This window comes from Sabulicella rubraurantiaca (genome assembly GCF_017355885.1).
GTDB classification, from domain to species: Bacteria; Pseudomonadota; Alphaproteobacteria; order Acetobacterales; family Acetobacteraceae; genus Roseococcus; species Roseococcus rubraurantiacus.
Genome location: NZ_JAFEUU010000054.1, coordinates 1 through 1,362, shown reverse-complemented (window position 1 = coordinate 1,362; position 1,362 = coordinate 1). Strand labels below are relative to the sequence as shown.

At 60.6% G+C, this 1,362-nt stretch carries 1 protein-coding gene; it reads right to left on the bottom strand.

Annotated features, from left to right (window positions below; genetic code table 11):
• Positions 1-458 (bottom strand): hypothetical protein (locus tag JTJ31_RS24330; protein ID WP_207541325.1); only part of this gene is annotated, 458 nt, incomplete at its 3' end.
• Positions 459-1,362 lie beyond the last annotated feature (904 nt).

Below are 1,362 nucleotides of genomic sequence, written 5' to 3'. Positions count from 1 at the left end.
GAGCCGAGCGTGAAGAAGTTCTGACCGTTGCCGTCCAGGGCGACGTTGTTGAAGGCGAACACGTTGCCGAACTGGTCGGTGGCCGTGAAGTTGGCCGTGCCATCGGCCTCCGCGATGAGGTTGAACTGGAGCTTGCCGAAGCCCTGCGTCGTGTCATCGAGAGCGATGGTGACGGTGTTGAACGTGCCGTCCTGTGCGCGGACGGAGTCTTGGCCGCCGCCACCGACGACCAGCGTCTCGTTGCTGGAGAAGTTCACCAGGGTGGAGTGCGAGGTGTTGAGGCAGCCCTGCAGCGGGTTGCCGCTTTGGGCTGTCCCGCAGGCGTTGAAGATGACGTTGTCCACGTCACCCGAGCCGCCGACCAATCCGGACTGCAGCGTCAGGGTGGCGCTGGCCGGAGTGGCGAGGCCCAAGCCGCAGGCGAGGGCGGCGGCACCAACGATTGAATACTTGTTCATTTTATTGCCCTCCTACTTTTTTACTTGGTCGGAGGAGTTGACCCTCCACTTGTCTACATGCAAAACCCATGCCCAGGAATATTCCTTCGGCCTTTCAAGCGCTTAAGGTTCAGGGTGTCGTGCCATTTTCTAGACTGTAAAAAATCCTGACCTGTCAGCGTGTTAGAAGGTATGGACTGCGCTCGTCGCCCCCGGGGCGATGGCGCGCATATCGTGCCGCCGGCGCGAACCGTGCGGCTTCCGTCTGCCCATGACCTGCAGGGCGGCGAGCGTGTTGGCGAAGGGTCAGAGCAAGGGTCGGCCTGAGGCTTTTTCTTCGCGATGAGGATGGGGGATGGATACCGTCCGCGAAGCGGGGGCTGCCGCTCTTCGAGCAGCGGATTTTCTTCGTATTGAGATTAGTGCCACCCGTTGCAGCAACTACGTGGATGGTTCGTGAGGGTCGCGGACTTATGCGCTCGAAACCATACGGCGTCCTATGTGTTCCAAAAGCACTCTCCCGGATGTTGCATTATTCTCTTTGCCCCGCCGCTTCATGCGGCGGGGTTTTTTCTTGTCCGGTGAGCGACGTTCGTTAGTGCCTGACACATGGACCGTCTGCGACGACGGCAACCTCCCGGTCGGAAAATCGCGACGTCCGATGCGTCTTTCCAAAAGCATCAGCAACTGCCTCGCCACACCCTCCCTCGCGACCCTTGCAGAGATGGCGGGGTTTTTGAGTCGCCTTACCAGCCGCGTTATTTCCCGGGCCTTGGTGCCCCCGCTCGATGCGTTTAACTCGCATCGAGCGGCAGCACGCCCTGGGCGCTGCGCCTGCGGTCCAGCCAGCGCATAGCCGGCGTCACGGTCGCACCATGAAGGAGAATGGACACCATCACGGTGAAACCAACCACTGCCCACATCT